This window comes from Weissella sp. ESL1139 (assembly GCF_058506735.1).
Genome location: NZ_CP196375.1, coordinates 381557 through 402634 on the forward strand (window position 1 = coordinate 381557; position 21078 = coordinate 402634).

Annotated in this window: 25 protein-coding genes; all 25 read left to right on the forward strand. The window is 38.9% G+C overall.

Annotation, left to right across the window (positions count from 1 at the left end):
• Window positions 1-13: 13 nt before the first annotated feature.
• Window positions 14-1066 carry a [citrate (pro-3S)-lyase] ligase gene (gene citC, locus ACSYSF_RS01810; protein ID WP_489868021.1) on the forward strand — a complete coding sequence of 351 codons (1053 nt, stop codon included), beginning with the start codon at window positions 14-16 and terminating at the stop codon, window positions 1064-1066.
• Window positions 1056-1349 carry a citrate lyase acyl carrier protein gene (citD, locus tag ACSYSF_RS01815; RefSeq protein ID WP_489868022.1) on the forward strand — a complete coding sequence of 98 codons (294 nt, stop codon included), beginning with the start codon at window positions 1056-1058 and terminating at the stop codon, window positions 1347-1349. The genes citC and citD overlap by 11 nt, the downstream gene beginning before the upstream one ends.
• Window positions 1349-2263 carry a citrate (pro-3S)-lyase subunit beta gene (citE, locus tag ACSYSF_RS01820; protein ID WP_489868023.1) on the forward strand — a complete coding sequence of 305 codons (915 nt, stop codon included), beginning with the start codon at window positions 1349-1351 and terminating at the stop codon, window positions 2261-2263. The genes citD and citE overlap by 1 nt, the downstream gene beginning before the upstream one ends.
• Window positions 2253-3791, forward strand: coding sequence for a citrate lyase subunit alpha (gene citF / locus ACSYSF_RS01825; RefSeq protein ID WP_489868024.1), 1539 nt, complete (start codon window positions 2253-2255; stop codon window positions 3789-3791). Before citE ends, citF begins: the two co-directional genes overlap by 11 nt.
• A gap of 97 nt (window positions 3792-3888) precedes the next feature.
• Window positions 3889-4443 carry a citrate lyase holo-[acyl-carrier protein] synthase gene (gene citX, locus ACSYSF_RS01830; protein WP_489868025.1) on the forward strand — a complete coding sequence of 185 codons (555 nt, stop codon included), beginning with the start codon at window positions 3889-3891 and terminating at the stop codon, window positions 4441-4443.
• On the forward strand, window positions 4436-5281 hold the full coding sequence (gene citG / locus ACSYSF_RS01835; RefSeq protein WP_489868283.1) for a triphosphoribosyl-dephospho-CoA synthase CitG: 846 nt from the start codon (window positions 4436-4438) through the stop codon (window positions 5279-5281). Before citX ends, citG begins: the two co-directional genes overlap by 8 nt.
• Entirely contained in the window at window positions 5281-6069 is a 789-nt protein-coding gene (locus ACSYSF_RS01840) for an alpha/beta fold hydrolase (RefSeq protein ID WP_489868026.1), read from the forward strand. The genes citG and ACSYSF_RS01840 overlap by 1 nt, the downstream gene beginning before the upstream one ends.
• Window positions 6070-6186: 117 nt before the next feature.
• Window positions 6187-6426: a CsbD family protein gene (locus tag ACSYSF_RS01845; protein WP_489868027.1), complete on the forward strand. Its 240-nt coding sequence runs from the start codon at window positions 6187-6189 to the stop codon at window positions 6424-6426.
• Window positions 6427-6621: 195 nt separating this feature from the next.
• Entirely contained in the window at window positions 6622-7083 is a 462-nt protein-coding gene (gene fabZ / locus ACSYSF_RS01850) for a 3-hydroxyacyl-ACP dehydratase FabZ (RefSeq protein WP_489868028.1), read from the forward strand.
• A 3-nt stretch (window positions 7084-7086) separates the two neighbouring features.
• Complete coding sequence (locus ACSYSF_RS01855; RefSeq protein WP_489868029.1) at window positions 7087-7545, forward strand: MarR family winged helix-turn-helix transcriptional regulator; 459 nt, start codon at window positions 7087-7089, stop codon at window positions 7543-7545.
• Between the two features lie 11 nt (window positions 7546-7556).
• Window positions 7557-8528: a beta-ketoacyl-ACP synthase III gene (locus ACSYSF_RS01860; protein WP_489868030.1), complete on the forward strand. Its 972-nt coding sequence runs from the start codon at window positions 7557-7559 to the stop codon at window positions 8526-8528.
• 42 nt (window positions 8529-8570) lie between these two features.
• On the forward strand, window positions 8571-8810 hold the full coding sequence (locus ACSYSF_RS01865) for an acyl carrier protein (protein ID WP_489868031.1): 240 nt from the start codon (window positions 8571-8573) through the stop codon (window positions 8808-8810).
• A 31-nt stretch (window positions 8811-8841) separates the two neighbouring features.
• Window positions 8842-9789: a DUF561 domain-containing protein gene (locus tag ACSYSF_RS01870; RefSeq protein WP_489868032.1), complete on the forward strand. Its 948-nt coding sequence runs from the start codon at window positions 8842-8844 to the stop codon at window positions 9787-9789.
• A gap of 15 nt (window positions 9790-9804) precedes the next feature.
• On the forward strand, window positions 9805-10737 hold the full coding sequence (locus ACSYSF_RS01875) for an ACP S-malonyltransferase (RefSeq protein WP_489868033.1): 933 nt from the start codon (window positions 9805-9807) through the stop codon (window positions 10735-10737).
• 11 nt (window positions 10738-10748) lie between these two features.
• Complete coding sequence (locus tag ACSYSF_RS01880; RefSeq protein WP_489868034.1) at window positions 10749-11471, forward strand: 3-oxoacyl-ACP reductase family protein; 723 nt, start codon at window positions 10749-10751, stop codon at window positions 11469-11471.
• Between the two features lie 85 nt (window positions 11472-11556).
• Entirely contained in the window at window positions 11557-12792 is a 1236-nt protein-coding gene (fabF, locus tag ACSYSF_RS01885) for a beta-ketoacyl-ACP synthase II (RefSeq protein ID WP_489868035.1), read from the forward strand.
• Window positions 12792-13256, forward strand: a complete 465-nt coding sequence (gene accB, locus ACSYSF_RS01890; protein WP_489868036.1) for an acetyl-CoA carboxylase biotin carboxyl carrier protein — start codon at window positions 12792-12794, stop codon at window positions 13254-13256. Before fabF ends, accB begins: the two co-directional genes overlap by 1 nt.
• Window positions 13257-13268: 12 nt before the next feature.
• Window positions 13269-13700, forward strand: a complete 432-nt coding sequence (gene fabZ, locus ACSYSF_RS01895; protein WP_489868037.1) for a 3-hydroxyacyl-ACP dehydratase FabZ — start codon at window positions 13269-13271, stop codon at window positions 13698-13700.
• Between the two features lie 2 nt (window positions 13701-13702).
• Window positions 13703-15079 carry an acetyl-CoA carboxylase biotin carboxylase subunit gene (accC, locus tag ACSYSF_RS01900; protein ID WP_489868038.1) on the forward strand — a complete coding sequence of 459 codons (1377 nt, stop codon included), beginning with the start codon at window positions 13703-13705 and terminating at the stop codon, window positions 15077-15079.
• 10 nt (window positions 15080-15089) lie between these two features.
• The gene (gene accD, locus ACSYSF_RS01905) at window positions 15090-15935 is read left to right on the forward strand and encodes an acetyl-CoA carboxylase, carboxyltransferase subunit beta (protein ID WP_489868039.1); all 846 of its coding nucleotides are present in this window, start codon (window positions 15090-15092) and stop codon (window positions 15933-15935) included.
• A 2-nt stretch (window positions 15936-15937) separates the two neighbouring features.
• Window positions 15938-16723, forward strand: a complete 786-nt coding sequence (accA, locus tag ACSYSF_RS01910; RefSeq protein ID WP_489868040.1) for a carboxyltransferase subunit alpha — start codon at window positions 15938-15940, stop codon at window positions 16721-16723.
• 164 nt (window positions 16724-16887) lie between these two features.
• Entirely contained in the window at window positions 16888-17577 is a 690-nt protein-coding gene (gene rpiA / locus ACSYSF_RS01915; protein WP_489868041.1) for a ribose-5-phosphate isomerase RpiA, read from the forward strand.
• Window positions 17578-17653: 76 nt separating this feature from the next.
• Window positions 17654-19378 (forward strand): phospho-sugar mutase, encoded by a 1725-nt coding sequence (locus ACSYSF_RS01920; protein ID WP_489868042.1) that lies wholly within the window; start codon window positions 17654-17656, stop codon window positions 19376-19378.
• Between the two features lie 163 nt (window positions 19379-19541).
• Window positions 19542-20111, forward strand: a complete 570-nt coding sequence (locus ACSYSF_RS01925; protein WP_489868043.1) for a LemA family protein — start codon at window positions 19542-19544, stop codon at window positions 20109-20111.
• 14 nt (window positions 20112-20125) lie between these two features.
• On the forward strand, window positions 20126-21013 hold the full coding sequence (gene htpX, locus ACSYSF_RS01930; RefSeq protein ID WP_489868044.1) for a zinc metalloprotease HtpX: 888 nt from the start codon (window positions 20126-20128) through the stop codon (window positions 21011-21013).
• Window positions 21014-21078: the final 65 nt, after the last annotated feature.

Here is a 21078-nt window from a genome sequence, read left to right on the forward strand (position 1 = left end):
AGGAGGCAATTTGATGCAGGTTCAAGATTTATATTTAGCAAATCCGACGGTCAAGAAAAAATGGCAAACCTTTTTAATTGATCGTGGCATAACGGGATTTAGTGATAATGAAACTGCAACCATTGATGAAACAATTGGTATTTACGATGGTGATAAATTGGTTGCCACTGGATCAATTGCTGGTCACATCATTAAGTATGTTGCCGTGTGTGATAAAGGTGCGACTGGTGGTGCTAGATTTAATGCAATTTTAACTGAGTTAACTAATCGGTTAGCCCAACGTGGCATTTATCATATGCTAGTTTTTACAAAGCCTCATTATCAAATAAGTTTTGAATATGTTGGTTTTAAAAAGCTAGTTGGTACTAACCAAGGCGTGTTATTAGAAAAGGGACGGCCAAATATTTCAGACTACTTATCTAATATACCGATTATGACGGATTTGGCTGATAAAAAAGTGGCTGGCATTGTGATGAATGCTAATCCATTTACGTTAGGACATCGATATTTGATTGAAAAAGCTGCTAAAGAAAATGACTATGTGTATGTCTTCGTTGTCAATCAAGACGCATCATTATTCACAACAACTGAACGGCTGAAATTAGTTTCTGAAGGCGTTGCTGATTTATTGAATGTCATTGTGGTGAGTGGGGGGGATTATATGGTTAGTTATGCGACTTTTCCAGCCTACTTTATTAAATCGGATGATGACATTATTAATTATCAAACAACCTTAGATGCACGCTTGTTTAAAAATCATATAGCACCTCATTTCAATATCACACGCCGCTATCTAGGGAGCGAACCATTGTCGCATACGACAAATATTTATAATCACACATTACAACGTGAACTAGATGGTGAAATAGTGGTGAATATTGTACCTCGAAAACAGGGGCAAGATGGGAAAGTCATTTCAGCAACAGCTGTTCGAGCAGCAATCGAGACTAATCAGATACAAAGTATTGCTGATAAGGTGCCTGATACAACGTTTGATTTTATTAAAGAGCACGTGGCCTTACTACAAGACCGTATAAAGGAAGGACGAAAAATTCATGGAAATTAAAAAGACGGCAGTTGCCGGAACATTGGAATCATCTGATGTTCAAATCATGATATCTAAAGGTGATTCTGGGATTCAATTTGAAGTTGAATCAGATGTTGAAAAGCAATTTGGTGATCAAATTCGTCAAACTGTTGTTGATGTGTTGCATAAATATGATGTTGAAAATGCAGATGTCAAAATTGTTGATAAAGGTGCCCTTGATATGGTCATCAAGGCACGAGCAATTGCGGCTATCCAACGTGCATTAGACATTGTTGATTCACCGGCATGGGAGGTACTCTAATGGCACAAGAAGCAGAACGTTTGCGTCGTACGATGATGTTCGTACCAGGAAATAACCCAGCAATGGTTAAAGATGCGGGTATTTACGGTGCTGATTCAATTATGTTTGATTTGGAAGATGCTGTATCAATGAGCGAAAAGGATGCTGCGCGTTATCTAGTGTATGAAGCCTTGCAAACGGTTGATTATGGGGATGCGGAATTAGTTGTCCGTATCAATGGTTTGGATACACCATATTATGAAAATGATATTAAAGCCATGGTTAAAGCTGGTATTGATGTTATTCGATTACCTAAAGTTGAGTCAGCTAATATGATGCTACAACTTGAGGCAATGGTAGCTGATGCTGAAAAAGAGTTTGGTCGTGAAGTTGGTTCAACTAATTTGATGGCTGCAATTGAGTCAGCTAAAGGTGTTTTGAATGCGCCTGAAATTGCAGAAAGTTCAAAGCGGATGATTGGGATTGCACTATCAGCAGAAGATTATACGACTGATATGAAAACCCACCGTTATCCTGATGGACAAGAGTTACTATTTGCGCGCAATATGATTATCCATGCTGCACGCGCTGCAGGGATTGCAGCATTTGATACCGTCTTTACAGATATGGATGATGAAGAAGGCTTCTATCGTGAAACTGAGTTGATTCATCAACTTGGTTTTGACGGTAAGTCGTTGGTAAATCCTCGTCAAATTGAAATGGTTAATAAAGTTTATCAGCCAACCCAAAAAGAAATTGAAAATGCCCAAAATGTAGTTGCAGCAATTGCTGAAGCTCATGCTAAAGGGTCAGGTGTTATTTCAATGAATGGTCAAATGGTAGATCGACCTGTTGTATTGCGTGCAGAACGTGTGATGAAGTTAGCCAAAGCAGCACACCTTGTAGATGAGGAGGGAAATAACATTGAAGAATAGTGTAAATCGTGAGTTGCCAGATGCATTAATGAGCGACTTGAATTATAAGCCTTTTGAAACAACAGATTTTGGTAATCCAGACATTCAACGTGTTGCACCAAAAGTTCATGCAACGGCAACTGAAAGTAAAGTTGTTGATTCACTAGAACAAGTTGTTAAGCAAACTGTTAAGAACGGGATGACGATTTCATTCCATCACCACTTCCGTGAAGGTGATTATGTTTTTAACAAAGTGATGCGGATCATTATCGATAATGGTTATCAAGATTTAACTTTGGCACCTTCATCTTTGACGAATGTGATGAATGATATCGTCGTCGAAGCAATTGAAAAGGGCGTTGTCACGAACATTACATCATCTGGAATGCGTGGCTCTCTTGGGGATGCCGTTTCACATGGTGCTTTAAAGAATCCAGTTATTTTCCGTTCACATGGTAATCGTGCCCGAGCAATTGAATCTGGCGAAATTAAGATTGATGTTGCCTTTTTGGGTGTACCAAATGCTGATGAAATGGGAAATGCAAATGGTATGGATGGTGAAACGGCTTTTGGTTCACTAGGATACGCTTTGATGGATGCTCAGTATGCGGACAAGGTTGTTTTAATTACAGACAATTTGAAGGATTATCCGAATACACCAGCTGCTATTAAGCAAACACAAGTTGACTATGTTGTAAATATTGATGCAGTAGGAAATGCAGACAAGATTGGTTCAGGTGCTACTCGTTTCACAAAGGACCCGAAAGAGCTTAAAATTGCAAAAACTGTTAATCAAGTCATTACGCATTCTGAATATTTCAAGGATGGTTTTTCATTCCAAACTGGATCAGGAGGTGCTGCCTTAGCTGTTACCCGTTTCTTACGACAAGCAATGATTGATAATAAAATCAGAGCTTCCTTTGCTTTGGGTGGGATTACTAAGCCAACAGTTGATTTGCTTGAAGAAGGTTTAGTTGATCGCGTAATGGATGTGCAGGATTTCGATAAAGGTGCCGCTTCATCAATGCATTTAAATAAGAATCAACAAGAAATTGATGCTTCTTGGTATGCTGATCCAGCCAATAAGGGTGCTATGGTCGATAAGTTAGATGTTGTTATTTTATCAGCATTAGAAATTGATACTAAGTTTAATGTTAATGTTATGTCTGGATCTGATGGTGTCATTCGTGGTGCGATTGGTGGTCATCAAGATGCCGCAAAAGCAAAGTTAACGATTATTTCAGCACCATTAGTTCGGGGTCGGATTGCAACTGTCGTGCCTGATGTCACAACGGTTGTGACACCCGAAGATTCAATTGATGTTCTTGTAACTGAAGTAGGGATTGCAATTAATCCTAAGCGTCAAGATTTGATGCAATCATTAGGTAATATTCCAGGTGTACCCGTTTATACAATTGAGGAATTGCAAGCAAAGGCTGAACAAATTGTTGGTAAGCCAAAACCATTAGAATTTACTGATCGTGTTGTCGCTATGATTGAATATCGTGATGGTTCCTTGATTGATGTCGTTAAAGAAGTGAAAGATTAATAGTAGAAAATTGTTTTAATTAGTGTGGTTGAGGTGCTGTCTGGTGCCTCAACTTTCTAATACATATATTTTTTTAGTTAGATAGGAGGTTAACAGTATGATTGATATTTTTAATACGGGTATGCCAGTAACATTGTTGGACGTATTAGATAATAAAGAATGGCGTGCTGATCAACAGCATAGGTTAATAGCCAAGTACCCTAATAAAATTATTCTGGCAGTTAAATTAAATATGCCAGGTAACATAAAGAATAATGAGAAAATTTTTGAACTATTTAAAGCAGGTTGGCAAAAAATAATGCACTATTATGTTGAGCAAACGATACTCGTTGATATGTTATATGTTGACCGTCCCACTGGCCCAGAGGGGTTTATTGTCGTGAATGATGATATCAATGTCGTAAAGCGTCAAGCAATTAAGTTTGAAACGGATTTTGTGGCTGGTCGTTTGTTTGATGTTGATGTGATGGGTGGTAATTATAAAGTTCGCCAGTTTTCACGCACTGAGCTAGGATTTGAAGCACGACAATGTTTTGTCTGTAATCAACCAGCAAAAGTTTGCGCACGATCACAAAAGCATGACCTTGAAACTATGAAAAGGGCAATTAATGCATTATGTGATGAATGTTTTGAGGAAAATGAGTATGTATAAGCAGCAAGTTATTAATGTCGCCTTGCGGTCATTACTATATGAAGTATCCGTTACACCTAAGCCAGGATTAGTTGATCCAGCAAGTGTTGGATCCCATTCAGATATGGATGTTTTTACTTTTATTGATAGTGCCATGGCCTTACCAAATTATTTTAATACGGTTTATATGGCAGCAATTAATTTTGTTGGTGATGATTTTTCGGAATTATTTAATCAAATCCGCCCCCTTGGCATTGAAGCCGAAACGCAAATGTTTAAAGCAACCAACAATGTAAATACCCATAAGGGGGCGATATTTTCGTTAGGTGTTTTGGTAGCAGCTACTGGTGTTTTGGCACGTGACAAGTTGGTATATGATACAAATAAATTAATGGCAGTCGTTACCAATATGTTGTCACATTTGCTAAGTGATGATTTTAAAAATTTAACAACTAAAAAGCAGTTAACGGCTGGTGAAAAGCAATTTTTACGTTATGGTAAAGGTGGCATTAGATCAGAAGCCGCAGCGGGCTATCCGACGATTACCAATGTTGCATTACCTTATTTACGTCGTAGTACTGGGACTCGCAATCAAAGGTTATTAAACACGCTAATGGTTATTGTTAAGAACTCTGAGGATTCTAATTTAATTAAGCGAGCTGGTAGTGTAGAAGTATTACCTTGGGTACAGGAAAAAGTTGATTTTTTCTTTTCACTTGGTGGCAGTCAAACAGAAGCTGGGAAATTGTATTTAGAACAACTAGATAGTTTATTTATAGAAAAAAATCTGAGTCTAGGTGGTTCCGCCGATTTACTGATTTTAACGATTTATTGTGCGTTACTAGAAGGTATTTTATAATGAAATTTAAAACAAATGATGATATTAGTCTTGTTTATACTGACAGTGGCGGGAATGGTCAGCCCATTATATTTTTAGCTGGGTATTCAGGTGTGAAAGAAGAATGGTGCAACCAAAAAACATTTTTTGAAGCAAGCGGGTACCGAGTGATTACAATGGATCATCGTAATCACGGCGCTTCAGCGCAGACATTTAAAGGCTTACGAATCGCCCGCTTAGGACAAGATTTAGCTAATTTAATGACCTATTTAAAGTTGGAAAATGTTATCTTAGTTGGTCACTCGATGGGTGCTAGTGTCATTTGGGCATATTTATCTTTATGGGGCAGTCGGTCTGTGTCACATGTTGTTACCGTAGACCAATCTCCACAAGCGCTTAATACATCAAATTGGCCTTTTGGTGCTTTGGATTTAGATTGGCAAAATCTATCAATTAAGGCATCAGCAGTGACAGAAGTACAAATGACTAAAAAGATAGTCAATCCAGTGATTCGGCAAAATATAACCGATGCGCATAAAGTGCATCAATTCGATTTTGAACGAAATTTACCTTTATTAATTGATCATTTATCACAAAATTGGTGTGACGTTTTGATGAGCATTAATAAACCACAATTATTTTTAACTGGGTCACAGTCACCAATGTGGTCATCAGAACATGGTCATCGTTGTGTATCATTAACAAATGGTCATTATGGGACAACTTATGAATTCAAAGACGTTGGCCATATGCCCCACATTGAATCACCTGATGAATTTAATAGCGTCTTACTAGAATTTATTAAATAATTTGAAAGTATTGTCATTGAAGTTTCTTTAATATTAATTTTTAAAATGATACCTATCATTTGCATTGCAAGTTAATATTCGTTACTATTGGGGTAATTTAAAAAGGGGGATGAATTTATGGCAATTGAAGATGACGTAAAAGGTAAAGTAGATGAAGCTGAAGGTAAAGCAAAGAAGGTTGCTGGTGCAGCAACTGATAATGAAAAGCTAGAAGCTGAAGGTAAGGCACAAGGTGTAGCTGGTAAGGCTCGTGGTGCCTTTGGTGATGCTAAGGACAAGGCTAAAGAAACAGCTGATGACTTAAAAGACAAGGCAGAAGATGCTGTTGATGATTTGAAATCAAAGTTCGACAAGTAATATTAGTAGATATTATTGGGAGTTAGAGCATTAGATGTTCTGGCTCTTTTTATGTGTAATTATAAAATTTTAAGCTGATTTATTAGATAGGCAAGGGGGTAAGTGTCTAATAAGTTGACATTTAGTTCAAAAAGCAATAAGATTTGAATATCGAATATTTCGATGTTCGAAATAAATTTTGGAAGGAGCATAACTGTGGCAGTTCTATCTACGACAGAAATTATGGATTTAATTCCAAATCGTTATCCTATTTTATATATGGATTACGTTGATGAAATGACCCCTGGGGAATCATTGATTGCAACTAAAAACGTGACAATCAATGAACAATTTTTCCAAGGACACTTCCCAGGTAATCCGGTAATGCCAGGTGTCTTGATCATTGAATCATTGGCACAAGCTGCTTCAATTTTGATTTTATCATCACCACAATTTGTTGGTAAGACAGCTTACATGACTGGAATTGATAATGCAAAGTTCAAGCACATGGTTACACCAGGTGATGTCTTGAAGTTGCACGTTGAGTTTGGTAACTTACGTGAAAATATGGGAACAGTAAAAGTTAAAGCAGTTGTCGATGATAAGTTGGCTACAAGTGCTGAACTAATGTTTGTCGTTTCACCTGAGCAAAAGCCAGCTAGTGACACGGAGAAATAAAGTATGACTGCACATGAGGAAGATTCTTTTGAACAAATGAATGAAACATTAGTAGATGTGTTCAATAACGTTATGTGGATTGAAGAAGCTTCTCTTCGCAAGTCTCGTTTTAAAGACATTTCTATTAAAGACATGCATACGATTGTCGCAATTACTATGTATGATACACGTACTGCTTCTCAGTTATCACAGACGATGCATTTGACGCCTAGCGCCATGACGAGTGTGATTGATAAGTTAGAAAAGAAGGGGTACGTCGTACGCAATCGTGATACGAAAGACCGCCGGGTTGTTCGGATTGGTTTAACGCATAAGGGACGTACGGTATATCGTGCACATGAAGCGTTTCATCGTGGCATGACCCATTCATTGTTTGATTCATTAGATAAAGGCGATGCTCCGGTAGTTGAAAAGGCTATTACGAACTTGCAAGAATATCTTCATGAGCTAATACAATTTTAATTGAGGACGTTATGGAACAATTTACAATTGTTGAGTCTGCCCACGTGGTGCCAGATCGCATCGTGACGAATGATGAATTAGCCACGTTTATGGATACATCTGATGATTGGATTTATCCACGTACAGGTATTCACCAACGACATATTGTAACCAATGAAAATACAAGTGACTTGGCAACAAGTGTCGCGCGTAAATTGTTGGCACAAGCTAATGTAACGGCAGAACAACTTGATTTTATTATTGTTGGTACCATGTCACCAGATAATTTGACACCAAGTGTTGCCCAACAAGTGCAAGGTAATATTTCGGCAACCAATGCGTTTGCCTGGGATTTATCAGCTGCATGTTCAGGATTTGTTTATACATTAAGTATGGCAAGTTCTTTGTTAGCAACCAAGTATCAACGGGGTCTCGTGATTGGTGCTGAGGTACTCAGCAAGTTAGTTGATTGGGAGGATCGATCAACAGCAATTTTGTTTGGCGACGGTGCGTCAGGGGTTTTGCTAGAAAAAACAACTGATCAAGTTGGTTTATTGGCGGAATCATTAAAGACGTATGGTTCTCAATCAGAATTTCTAACGGCTGGTCATCAACGTAATAGTAATTATTTTACTGGTGATTTATCACAAGCCGATCCTTATTTTCATATGAACGGTCGTGAAGTTTATAACTTTGCGACACGTCAAGTACCAGTAGTTCTAACTGAAGCTTTAGAAAAAGCACAATTAACTGCTGATGACATTGATGTTTATTTATTACATCAAGCAAATGCACGCATTATTGCAAGCATTGCAAAAAGATTTGGGCAACCAATCGAAAAGTTTCCGATTAATGTGGTTAACTATGGTAACACGAGTGCAGCAAGTATTGGTATTTTGTTAAATGAGCTACGTCAACAAGGCGTTGTGTATGCTGGACAAAAAATTGCTCTTGCTGGCTTTGGTGGTGGGCTAACAGCTGGCGCATTAATCATACAATTATAATTTATAACAAAAAATTAATATCATAAAAAAGAGGAAAATAACATGACTGAAACAGAAATTTTTAACAAAGTAAGCGAAATCTTGGTTGACCAATTTGATTTGGAAGATGATGAAATTAAGTTAACTACTAACATGAGTGAAGACATCGATGCAGATTCATTGGACTTGTTTGAAGTTTTGAACCGTGTTGAAGACGAATTTGATATCAAGTTGGCTGTTGCTGAAGAAATTCAAACTGTTCAAGATTTGGTAAACAAGGTATCAGAACAAGTAAATGCCTAATTAGGCAAAAGTAGTTAGAAGGGACGATATTATGAGCTTTAAGCTAAATAATCCACTTTTTGAAAAGTTGGGCATGAAATATCCTATTATCCAAGGCGGTATGGCTTGGGCAGGAACAGGTCATTTGGCTGGGTCTGTTTCTGAAGCAGGTGGATTAGGTATTATCGGAACTGGATATTGGAAAGCAGACAAAGTACGTGAAGAAATCCATCGTGCTCGTGAAGTAACGGATAAGCCTTTCGGGGTTAACGTTATGTTATTGTCACGCCATATCCGTGAAGTTTTTGATGTTGTAATCGAAGAAGGTGTTAAGGTCGTTGCCACAGGTGCTGGTGATCCATCACCATTTATCGATGAATTACACAGTCACGGTATCTTGGTTATCCCTGTAGTTCCATCAGTTGGACTTGCTCGGATGATGGAGAAAAAGGGTGTTGACGCCGTTGTTGCCGAAGGAATGGAATCTGGTGGTCACATCGGAAGTTTGACAACAATGACTTTGATTCCACAAGTTGTTGATGCTGTAAATATTCCAGTTATCGCTGCAGGTGGTATTGGAGATGGCCGCGGTGTTGCGGCTGCCTTTATGTTGGGTGCCTCAGGTGTCCAAATGGGAACACGTTTCCTAGCATCTGAAGAATCTGAAGTTCATCCAGACTTTAAGAATGCCGTTATAAAGGCTAAGGACATTGATACATTGGTTACTGGTGAAATTATGGGTAATCGTGCACGTGTTCTAAAGACAAAGATGTCAAAGAACTTCGTAAAACAAGAACGTATTGAAATTCAAAAGCCAAAGCCTGATGCAGATGCTATTGAGGACTTGGAAAACGGATCACTACGTCGTGCTGTGCTTGACGGTGATAAGACAAACGGTGCTTTCATGGCTGGTCAAATTTCAGGATTAATTACTGAATTAAAGCCAGTTTCTGAAATCCTGGAAGATACCTGGTCACAAGCACAGGACCTTTTGAATTAATTTTTTGGAGGATGTATGAAACTTGGAATTTTAATGAGCGGGCAAGGCGCTCAAAAAGTTGGCATGGGTGCTGATTTATATGAGCAAATTCCAGCTTATAAAGAAACCATTGATGAAGCCAGCAAGGTATTAGGTTATGACATTATGTCAACCATTGTTAATGATGAAGAAAATGTTAAGCAAACAAAGTATACCCAACCAGCTATCCTAGCTATGAGTACGGCAATTTATCGGTCATTGGCTGATGTAATGCCAACACCACAAGCAACATTAGGACTTAGTTTAGGTGAGTATAGTGCGTTAGTTGCAGCAGGCGTTTTGGATTTTGATCAAGCAATGCGTATCATTCAAGATCGTGGTGCTTATATGCAAAAAGCAGGTGATGAAAACCCAGGTAAAATGGTTGCTGTTATGACAGATGATCAAGATCTTGTTATTAACACAATTAATAAATTGCAAGCTGATGGTAAAAAAGTATATCCAGCTAACTACAACACATTCAACCAATTAGTAATTGGTGGTGTTGAAGCAGATGTTAATGAAGCCATGGCTGCTTTAACAGATGCTGGCATTGCTCGCATGGTAGAATTACCAGTTTCTGGACCTTTCCACACACCATTAATGGCATCAGCAGCTGATAAGTTGACTGAACGTTTAGCAGATGAATCTTTTGCACCAATGGCATTTGATGTTTATTCAAATACAACTGGTAAAAAATTTACTGACGTGAAGGCAACATTATTAGACCAAATTGTGTCACCAACTTATTTTGCACAAGCATTACAAGCAATGGTAGATGATGGTGTTGATACGTTAATTGAATTTGGACCAAGCGATACTTTGTATAAATTTGCACGCAAGATTGTGGGTAAAGATATTAAGCGTTATAAAGTCACGAACTTTAAAACGTATCAAGAAGTACGTGAGATGTTAGCCACAGCAGAATAGGAGACGAAGTAATGAATCTCGAAGGAAAAACAGTGTTGGTAACGGGTTCTACTCGTGGTATTGGCTTGGCAATTGCACATGCTTTTGATGCAGCCGGTGCAAATGTTATTTTGCATGGTCGGTCAGCACCCAAGGCTGAAGTTTTAGCTGAATTTAGTGAAAATACAATGGCTATTACAGCTGATATTGCTGATGATGCAAGTGTTCAAGAAGCATTAGATGGCTTATTTGCTGAAATCAAAGGTATTGATATTTTAGTTAATAATGCTGGAATTGTTAATGACAAACTAGCTATGGGTATGAAACCAGCCGATTTCGCGCAGGTTGTTAACACTAATTTGAATGGAACATTTAATGTCACACAACCAATCTTTAAGAAGATGTTACGCGCACGGACCGGTCAAATTATCAACATTGCCTCTGTTGTTGGTCTAATGGGAAATGTTGGTCAAGCTAACTATGCTGCTTCAAAGGCAGGGATTGTCGGTTTGACAAAGACATTAGCAAAAGAAGGTGCAATGCGTGGCATTCGTGTTAACGCAATTGCACCAGGTATGATTGTATCTGATATGACAAATGCTTTATCTGATAAGGTAAGAGATCAAGTATTAGAAGCAGTACCATTGAAACGTTTTGGTGAAGCAACTGAAATTGCAAATACAGCTGTTTTCTTGGCTCAAAACGATTACATTACTGGCCAGACAATTACGGTCGATGGTGGTTTATATATTTAAAGCGACTTATACGTATGTTTTGCACTTATTTATTGAATTACTTTTTTCATACGTATAGCGATGCTAACGAATAAAGGAGAACAAGATGACACGAGTTGTTATTACAGGTTTAGGGGCTGTTACCCCTGTTGGAAATAGTACTGAAGATTTTTGGAACGGTATTTTTAACAGTGAAGTTGGAATTGCACCAATTACAAAGTTTGATGCAAGTGAAACAGGTATTACTGTCGCAGGTGAGGTTAAGGATTTTGATCCTGCTGCCCGTGTTGGTAAGCGTGAGTCACGTAAGATGGATTTGTTCTCACAATATGCCGTTCATGCTGCCGGTGAAGCTTTGGAGCAAGCTGGCTTAGAAGATGGTGTTGATAACCCTGACCGTTTCGGTGTCATTATGGGTACTGGAATTGGTGGTTTAACAACTATCGAGCAACAAGTTATCAAGATGCACGACAAGGGACCACAACGTGTTAGCCCAATGTTCGTGCCTGATGCTATTCCAAACATGGTTTCAGGAAACGTTTCAATGCGTTATGGTGCAAAGGGAATTAACTACACAGTTTCTACCGCTTGTGCCAGTGCTACTAATGCGATTGGTGAAGCTTTCTGGCGTATCCAATCAGGTAAGATGGATGTCATGATTACTGGTGGTGCTGAAGCATCAGTCAATGAAATGGGAATTTCAGGATTCGCTGCTTTGACTGCTTTGTCAAGCGAACCAGATCCACTAAAGGCATCAACACCATTTGACGTTAACCGTCATGGTTTCGTTATGGGTGAGGGTTCTGGTGTCCTTATTTTAGAATCACTAGAACATGCTCAAGCCCGTGGAGCTAACATTATTGCTGAAGTTGTTGGTTATGGTTCAAACGCCGATGCTTACCACTTGACGAGTCCTACTCCAGATGGTTCAGGTCCTGCCGGATCAGTGAAGTTAGCACTTGAAGACGCTGGTATTCAAGCTAGTGATATTGATTACGTTAACGCTCACGGTACTGCTACAGGTGCTAACGATGCAGCTGAATCAAAGGCTATGGAATCAGTCTTTGGTAAGAATGGTGTCTTGGTTTCATCAACTAAGGGTATGACGGGTCACTTGCTAGGTGCCGCTGGTGCCATTGAAGCAATTGCTGCTATTGGTGCAATTGTTCGTGAGCAATTGCCAGTTAACGTTGGTTTAACTGAACAAGACCCTGAAACAATGGGTGTAACCTTAGTTAATGATGAAAATAAGCATGTGGCACCAAATTATGTCCTATCAGCTAATTATGGATTTGGTGGTCATAATGCCGTTGTTATTTTTAAGAAGTGGAGCGAGAAGTAATGGATTTACAATTAGATGAAATTCGGACTTTGATGCAAGATTTAGAGAATAGTTCATTACGTGAATTTTCACTACAATCAGATGAGTTTAATTTACATTTAAGTAAAAATGAAATGTCACAACCAACTGTTGTTGCACCACAAGCAAGTGTTGCAGCACCTGCTAATGTGGCAACTGAAACGAAGCTAGCAGAAGGTACTGCTGATTTAGGTACTGATAACAGTGTCTTGATTGAAGCACCACTAGTTGGAACAGTTTACTTGAAGCCAAAGCCAGACGCAGCAGCCTTCAAAGAGGTTGGTGATCATGTCAGTGTTGGTGAACAAGTTGCTATCATTGAAGCAATGAAGTTGATGACACCTGTTAAGAGTGAAGTCGCAGGAACAATTAAGGAAATCTTGGTTGAAGAAGAAGATGTTGTTGATTATGGACATGCTTTGTTCCGCATCCAACCAGATGCCTAAGGAGGTCTTTGAATGTCAGTATTAAATACACAACAAATTCAAGAGATTTTGCCTCACCGTTACCCAATGTTGATGGTGGATACGGTTGAGGAACTTGTACCTGGTGAGAGTGCTGTTGCTATTAAGAATGTCTCAGTGAATGAAGAAATCTTCCAAGGACATTTTCCTGGCGATCCAACATTCCCAGGTAATTTAACAATTGAAGCTTTAGCACAAACTGGTGCGGTTATTTTACTTTCAATGCCTGAATACAAAGGTAAGACAGCTTACTTTGGTGGTATTAAGAAGGCTCGCTTCCGTAAGATGGTCCGTCCTGGTGACCAATTACGTTTAGAAGTAAAGTTGACCCGTTTGCGTGGCCCAATTGGAGAAGGTAAAGGAACGGCTTATGTCAATGGCAAGCGTGCCACGACGGCCGACCTAACGTTTATAGTTGGAGATTAAGTATGTTCAAAAAAGTTTTAGTGGCGAACCGTGGTGAAATTGCGGTCCGTATCATTCGAACACTGAAGGAGATGGGCATTGAATCTGTCGCTATTTATTCTTCAGCGGATGCAGATAGTCTGCATGTGCGATTAGCTGATGAAGCAATTGCTGTTGGTGGTCCTCGTTCAAAAGACAGTTACTTGAATATGAAAAATATTTTGAGTGCTGCTCTTTTGACTGGAGCTGAAGCAATTCATCCTGGTTATGGTTTCTTGTCAGAAAATGAAGCCTTTGCTGAGATGGTTGGTGCAGTTGGATTAAAGTGGATTGGTCCAAGTCCTAAGGTTTTGGAACTAATGGGTAATAAGGCAAATGCGCGTGAGTCAATGCGTGCTGCTGGTGTTCCTGTTATTCCTGGATCTGAAGGTTTTATCCACAATGCTAGTGATGCCAAGAAAATTGCTGAGCGCATTGGTTATCCATTGTTGCTAAAAGCTGCTGCCGGTGGTGGTGGTAAAGGAATGCGTTTCGTTTATTCTGAAGATGAATTAGCAGATAAATTTGATGATGCACAACATGAAGCCAAGGCTGCTTTCGGTGATGGTCACATGTATGTTGAAAAAGTTATGACTAACGTTCGGCATATTGAGATGCAAATCATCCGAGATCAACAAGGTAATGTGTTGTATTTCCCAGAACGCAACTGTTCATTACAACGTAATAACCAAAAAGTAATGGAAGAAAGTCCTGCTGTTGGTGTTACACAAGCAATGCGTGATGAATTAGGTGCAATTGCCACTAGAGCTGTTAATGCTTTGGATTATGAGAATACTGGAACGCTTGAGTTCTTGGAAGATCATGATGGTAATTTCTATTTCATGGAAATGAACACGCGTATTCAAGTTGAACATCCCGTAACTGAACTAGTAGCGGGCGTTGATTTGATTAAGATGCAAATTCAAGTTGCAGCTGGGGAAACTTTGACGATGAAACAATCAGAAGTTAAAGTCGATGGTCATGCAATCGAAGTGCGTTTGAACGCTGAGCAACCAGAACGTAACTTTGCACCAAGTGCTGGTAAGGTTGACTTTGTCTTCCTACCAACTGGTGGACCTGGTATCCGGATTGATACAGCTGTTTATTCAGGTGATATTGTGCAACCATTCTATGATTCAATGATTGGAAAGTTATTAGTTCACGGTACAACACGTGATGAAGCCGTGACTAAGATGAAGCGTGTCTTGGATGAGTTAGTAATTGATGGTGTTAATACTAATGCTAACTTCCAAGAAGCTTTGTTAAGTGATGCAGGTGTTGCCGAAGGGCTATTTACCACGCAATATCTAGAACATGACTTTCTACCTGCATGGCAAGAAAGCTTAGCAAACGATAAGTAGGAGGCAAGAGATGGATTTATTTAATCAAACACATGTCAAACTACCTAAGATTAAGAAAGATGCCCATGTTGATGCACAAATACCAGATGGCTTGTTTTTAGCATGTCCATATTGTGGTGCCCAATTGTATTCTAAGCAATTAGGGGATGAGCGGGTGTGCCCAAATTGCGGTTATGGTTTCCGTTTGCAAGCTTACGAGCGTGTCGGTTTGATGACTGATTCTTTTGAAGAATGGGATAAAGATTTAGAATTGCCAGAACCTGATTTTCCAGGTTATGCAGATAAATTAGCGCGTGCTAAGTCACAAACTAATTTGAAAGAATCTGTCTTAACAGGAAAGGCAAAGTTAGATGATGCTACTGTTGCCCTTGGTATTATGGATTCATACTTTATGATGGGTTCATTAGGAACCGTAACTGGTGAGAAGCTTACGCGTTTGTTTGATAAAGCAACGGCGCAAAAGTTGCCAGTTGTTTTGTTTACGGCTTCTGGTGGTGCTCGTATGCAAGAAGGTATTAATTCATTAATGCAAATGGCAAAGGTATCAGCTGCAGTTGCTGCTCATCAAGAAGCAGGCTTGCCATATTTTGTGGTATTGACTGATCCAACCACGGGTGGTGTCACAGCATCATTCGCGATGCAAGGGGATGTCACATTGGCTGAACCACACTCATTAGTTGGTTTTGCTGGTAAGCGTGTTATCGAGCAAACGATTCATGAAAAAGTACCAAAAGATTTTCAACGTGCAGAAACAGTTTTGGAAAACGGCTTTATTGATGCCGTTGTGCAACGTAAAGAATTAACACATGTGCTCGCACAACTTGTTAAATTCCATCAACCACAAGGAGGTCGTTAATCATGGTGAGATTATTTAGACGTGAATTAACCCCCGTCCAAATTGTGAAGCGTTCACGTGAAGATCGTTTTATGGCGCGTGAAATCATCAATGGTATTTTCAAAGATTTCTTTGAATTACATGGTGATCGCTATGCTGGCGACGATGAGAGTGTTGTTGGTGGTCTAGCAACGTTAAATGGGCGTCCGGTAACAGTTATTGCGATTGATAAAGGGTCAGATATTAAAGACAAATTAAATAAGCGTAATGGTTCACCAGAGCCTTACGGTTATCGTAAAGCGCTTCGTTTAATGAAGCAGGCAGCAAAATTTGGCCGTCCAATTATCACATTCATCAACACACCGGGTGCTTTTCCAGGTAAAACTGCTGAAGACCAAGGTCAAGGGGATGCGATTGCTCAAAGTATTCTTGAAAGTTTGAAATTACCAGTTCCAATGATTGCCATTATCTATGGTGAAGGTGGTTCTGGTGGTGCGCTAGCTTTGGCTACGACTGATCAAGTTTGGATGTTCCAAAACGCAACGTATTCAGTGCTTTCTCCTGAAGGTTTTGCATCAATCCTTTGGAAGGATGCTAAGCGTCATGATGAAGCGGCTGCTGTCATGGGACTAACACCTAATGATTTGTTAGCTGAAAATGTTATTGAATACATTATTCCTGAAAGTCGTTCACATTCACGCGTATTTTCATTAATTCGTGCGAAATTGGATGAGGAAATTACAAAATTGGCAGTGATGCCAGCTGATAAATTGATTGCGCAACGTCGTGATCGATTTAGAAAGTTCTAAATAATAAAGATTTTATCAAAAAAGTTGAGATGTGATGTCTCAACTTTTTTTGTGCTCTCAAGCACCAAATGACATCAGAAATGGTTACTTATTTGCAAACTATCTTTTTAAACGGATTACCTATAAAATAAAAGGTATCAGGGGATGATTAGGAGAATAAGACAATGTCAGAGAAAAAAACATTGTATAAAAAACAAGCTGGTGAATATGCGGCAACTTTAATTGAAGATAAAATGGTTGTTGGTTTGGGAACTGGTTCAACTGTGCGCTTTTTTATTGAAGCATTAGCTAATCGCATTAATAATGAAGGCTTGGAAATTGTTGGGGTAACGACTTCATCAAAGACGTCATCATTAGCTAAATCATTAGGCATTAAATTAGCATCCGTTGATGAGGTCCCAGCTATCGATTTGACTATTGATGGTGCTGATGAGGTTGATCATTGCTTTAATGGTATTAAAGGTGGGGGAGCAGCACTCTTATTTGAAAAGATTGTTGCTTTAAATGCTAAAGAAAATATTTGGATTATTGATGAATCGAAGTATCACGACGTTATTGGTCAATTTCCGTTACCCGTTGAAGTTGTGCCGTATGGTAGTCATCATTTATTAAAGCGATTTGCAGAAGCGGATATGCAACCAAAATTTCGTCGAGCAGCGACTGGTGAGCGGTTAACAACTGATGCTGATAATTATATTATTGATTTAACATTAGACTGCATTGAACATCCAGAAAGCTTAGCTTATTTCTTGGAACAGACCATCGGTGTTGTGGAGCATGGATTGTTTTTAAATGTCGTTGATAAAGTGATTATTGGTGGTGAGCAATTAAACATTATTACGAGACCTAAATAATAAATGCAATAATCGTATGGTACAATAAAAGATAGCTATGTTGGGGAATATGATAGTAATAAAGGAGAATAATAACATGACTTGGCAAGATAATTATCAAGTATGGGCAGAACAAACTGATTTGCCCGACTACTTACAGACTGAAATGGCAACGTTGGCTAATGATGATCAAAAAGCAGAAGATGCTTTTTATCAGCCTTTGTCATTCGGAACTGCAGGTATGCGTGGTGTATTAGGTGCTGGTATTAACCGTATGAATATTTACACAGTGCGACAAGCAACTGAAGGATTAGCCCGCTTAATGGATTCATTAGCTGGGGATGTTAAGCAACGCGGTGTGGCAATTTCATATGATTCTCGTCATTTTTCACAAGAATTTGCTTTTGAATCAGCGAAAGTATTGGGTGCACACGGCATTAAGGCATATGTCTTTGAATCATTGCGTCCAACACCAGAGTTATCATATACGGTTCGTCATCTAAATACGTATGCTGGTATTATGATTACTGCATCACATAATCCTAAAGAATATAACGGCTACAAAATTTATGGTGAAGATGGTGGTCAAATGCCACCTAAGGAATCAGATATTATTACTGATTCAATTCGTAAGGCTGATATGTTTGCAGTGCCGGTTAAATCACAAGCGGAGCTAGAAGCTGACGGCTTGTTGGTACAAATTGGTACGGATGTCGATGATGATTATTTGGCAGAAGTTAGAACAGTGACCGTTGATCAAAAGTTGGTCGATGAAGTTGGTCGTGACATGAAGTTGGTTTACTCACCATTGCATGGAACGGGGGCTTTGATTGCTGGTCAAGCTTTGGATAATGCTGGCTTTAAAAATGTAACCATTGTCCCTGAACAAGCAGAGCCAAATGGTGATTTTCCAACAGTCAAATTACCAAACCCCGAAGATCCAGCTGCTTTAGCTATGGGAATTGATTTAGCTAAGCAACAAGGCGCTGATGTTGTAATTGGTGTTGATCCCGATGCTGATCGTATGGGAACAGCTGTCCGCCTACCATCAGGAGACTACCAACTACTAACTGGTAATCAAATTGGTGCGCTATTATTAAATTACCTATTAACAGCTAAGAAAGCGGCCGGTACTTTACCAGCCAACGGTGTGCTAGTAAAGTCAATTGTTTCTTCTGAATTTGCGGCAGATGTTGCCAAGAGCTTTGGTATTGAAACAATTAATGTGTTGACTGGTTTCAAGTATATTGCTGAGCAAATTCAAAACTATGAAGAAACACATGAGCATACTTTCTTATTTGGCTTTGAAGAATCATATGGTTACTTGGTAAAGCCATTTGCACGTGATAAAGATTCTGTGCAAGCAACCGTTTTGCTAGCTGAAGTTGCAGCTTACTACAAGTCACTAGGTAAGACTTTGTATGATGGTTTGCAAGATTTGTTCAAAGAGTATGGTTACTTTGTTGAAAACACACAATCATTAACCTTTAAGGGAATTGATGGTTCAGAAAAGATTGCTGCCTTAATGGCTAAATTCCGTGCTGAACAACTAACAAGTTTAGGTGATATTGAAGTTATCAAGGTTGCAGATTTCACTGAACAAGTTGAAACTGATACCAAGACGGGTATTGAGACGGCATTAACTTTGCCAAAGGCCAATGTACTAAAGTACTGGTTAGCAGATGGTTCATGGGTTGCTGTGCGTCCATCAGGTACTGAACCAAAGATTAAGTTGTATGTCGGTACTAAGGGTGAAAGTGAAGCTGCTGCTAATGATAAATTAACAGCCATTCAGGCTTCACTTGCTGAATATGTTGATTAAATAAAATAAATTGAAAAAGCCAGGATGATTGTTGTGTCCTGGCTTTTTGGTACGCACTCTTTTATATCGGATAAATTTAAAGTCATGAATACTTTTCAAGCATGTTACAATATAATTAAATAAATTGTGACAGTAAATTAATTTATTCAGATAGGAGAAAGCGATGATTGGATGGATTATTTTCGGTATAGTAGTTGTATTAATTCTATTATGGGTTGGTATCTATAACGGACTAGTACAAGCACGTATGCGAACGCAGGAATCATGGAGTCAAATTGACGTACAGCTAAAGCGACGTAATGACTTAATTCCAAATTTGGTAGAAACGGTTAAAGGATCAGCTAAATTTGAGCAAAGTACTTTAGAAAAGGTAGTTGGTTTACGTAATGCAATCGCACAAGCACCAGCAGATGATCATCAACAAAAAATGGAGCTGTCTGATCAATTGACTAGCGGTTTAAAGTCAATTTTTGCCGTTGCTGAGGCATATCCTGATTTGAAATCTTCAAATCAATATAATAAATTGATGGAAGAGTTAAGTAATACTGAAAATAAAATTGCTTACTCACGTCAGTTATTTAATACAACAACTGCTAATTACAATACAAAGTTACAGTCATTCCCAACTAATTTGATTGCTAAGTTACATAGCTTCAAGCCAAGTGAATTCTTAGAAACACCAGATGAAGAACGTGATGTCGTCAACGTATCATTTGATGACAAAGGGCTATAATGAGGTAATTAACAATGTTATTTGAACAAATTGCAAAAAATAAGCGCAAGACAGTTGTGTTATTTGTTGGTTTCTTTTTGTTCATGGGAATTGTTGGTGCAGCGTTAGGTTATTATTTATTGAATACCTGGGTCGCTGGTGTCGTCATTGCATTGGTTACAGGAATTGTTTACGCAACATATATGTTTAGTCAATCGACTGACGTGGTTATGAATATGAATCACGCCCAAGAGATTACAAATTCAGATCAAGCACCTGATTTATGGCATATTGTTGAAGACATGGCTTTAGTTGCCAATGTACCAATGCCAAGGGTTTTTATCATTGATGATCCAAGTCCAAATGCTTTTGCGACTGGTAATGATCCAGAACATGCAGCTGTGGCAGCAACAACAGGCATTTTATCAGTGCTGACACGTGAGGAATTAGAAGGGGTGATGGCCCATGAAATGACTCACGTGCGTAATTACGATATTCGTTTGCAAACACTTGCCGTGGCAATGACTTCAGCAATTGCCATGTTGGCTAATTTTGGCACACACTTTTGGTACTTTGGTGGTAATCGGCGTGATAATGATAAAGAAGGTAATGTCATTGCGATGATTGCATCCGTGTTGGTGTTAGTTTTAGCACCAATTGCCGCAAGTTTGGTGCAATTAGCAATTTCTCGTAATCGTGAATTTTTGGCTGATGCTGGGGCAGTGGAATTAACACGTAACCCACAAGGTTTAATTAGTGCATTAACGAAAATTTCAAAGAGTGAACCAATGTCAGATGAAAATGTGTCGCCAGAAAGTGCAGCCTTGTACATTTCCAACCCATTACAAACAAAGAAATTAACAAATTTATTTTCAACGCATCCACCCATGGAAGAACGGATTGCAGCATTAGAAAAGATGTAAAACAGTAAACACTTAGCTATATGAATAGTTAAGTGTTTTTTGTTTGCGCCTGTGTATGGTTATGG

Bases quoted from the DNA above. Each gene is read 5' to 3' on its own strand.
- citC (WP_489868021.1), top strand. From the start codon at position 14: ATGCAGGTTCAAGATTTATATTTAGCAAATCCGACGGTCAAGAAAAAA.
- citD (WP_489868022.1), top strand. From the start codon at position 1,056: ATGGAAATTAAAAAGACGGCAGTTGCCGGAACATTGGAATCATCTGAT.
- citE (WP_489868023.1), top strand. From the start codon at position 1,349: ATGGCACAAGAAGCAGAACGTTTGCGTCGTACGATGATGTTCGTACCA.
- citX (WP_489868025.1), top strand. From the start codon at position 3,889: ATGATTGATATTTTTAATACGGGTATGCCAGTAACATTGTTGGACGTA.
- citG (WP_489868283.1), top strand. From the start codon at position 4,436: ATGTATAAGCAGCAAGTTATTAATGTCGCCTTGCGGTCATTACTATAT.
- ACSYSF_RS01840 (WP_489868026.1), top strand. From the start codon at position 5,281: ATGAAATTTAAAACAAATGATGATATTAGTCTTGTTTATACTGACAGT.
- ACSYSF_RS01845 (WP_489868027.1), top strand. From the start codon at position 6,187: ATGGCAATTGAAGATGACGTAAAAGGTAAAGTAGATGAAGCTGAAGGT.
- ACSYSF_RS01855 (WP_489868029.1), top strand. From the start codon at position 7,087: ATGACTGCACATGAGGAAGATTCTTTTGAACAAATGAATGAAACATTA.
- ACSYSF_RS01860 (WP_489868030.1), top strand. From the start codon at position 7,557: ATGGAACAATTTACAATTGTTGAGTCTGCCCACGTGGTGCCAGATCGC.
- ACSYSF_RS01865 (WP_489868031.1), top strand. From the start codon at position 8,571: ATGACTGAAACAGAAATTTTTAACAAAGTAAGCGAAATCTTGGTTGAC.
- ACSYSF_RS01870 (WP_489868032.1), top strand. From the start codon at position 8,842: ATGAGCTTTAAGCTAAATAATCCACTTTTTGAAAAGTTGGGCATGAAA.
- ACSYSF_RS01875 (WP_489868033.1), top strand. From the start codon at position 9,805: ATGAAACTTGGAATTTTAATGAGCGGGCAAGGCGCTCAAAAAGTTGGC.
- ACSYSF_RS01880 (WP_489868034.1), top strand. From the start codon at position 10,749: ATGAATCTCGAAGGAAAAACAGTGTTGGTAACGGGTTCTACTCGTGGT.
- fabF (WP_489868035.1), top strand. From the start codon at position 11,557: ATGACACGAGTTGTTATTACAGGTTTAGGGGCTGTTACCCCTGTTGGA.
- accB (WP_489868036.1), top strand. From the start codon at position 12,792: ATGGATTTACAATTAGATGAAATTCGGACTTTGATGCAAGATTTAGAG.
- fabZ (WP_489868037.1), top strand. From the start codon at position 13,269: ATGTCAGTATTAAATACACAACAAATTCAAGAGATTTTGCCTCACCGT.
- accC (WP_489868038.1), top strand. From the start codon at position 13,703: ATGTTCAAAAAAGTTTTAGTGGCGAACCGTGGTGAAATTGCGGTCCGT.
- accD (WP_489868039.1), top strand. From the start codon at position 15,090: ATGGATTTATTTAATCAAACACATGTCAAACTACCTAAGATTAAGAAA.
- accA (WP_489868040.1), top strand. From the start codon at position 15,938: ATGGTGAGATTATTTAGACGTGAATTAACCCCCGTCCAAATTGTGAAG.
- rpiA (WP_489868041.1), top strand. From the start codon at position 16,888: ATGTCAGAGAAAAAAACATTGTATAAAAAACAAGCTGGTGAATATGCG.
- ACSYSF_RS01920 (WP_489868042.1), top strand. From the start codon at position 17,654: ATGACTTGGCAAGATAATTATCAAGTATGGGCAGAACAAACTGATTTG.
- ACSYSF_RS01925 (WP_489868043.1), top strand. From the start codon at position 19,542: ATGATTGGATGGATTATTTTCGGTATAGTAGTTGTATTAATTCTATTA.
- htpX (WP_489868044.1), top strand. From the start codon at position 20,126: ATGTTATTTGAACAAATTGCAAAAAATAAGCGCAAGACAGTTGTGTTA.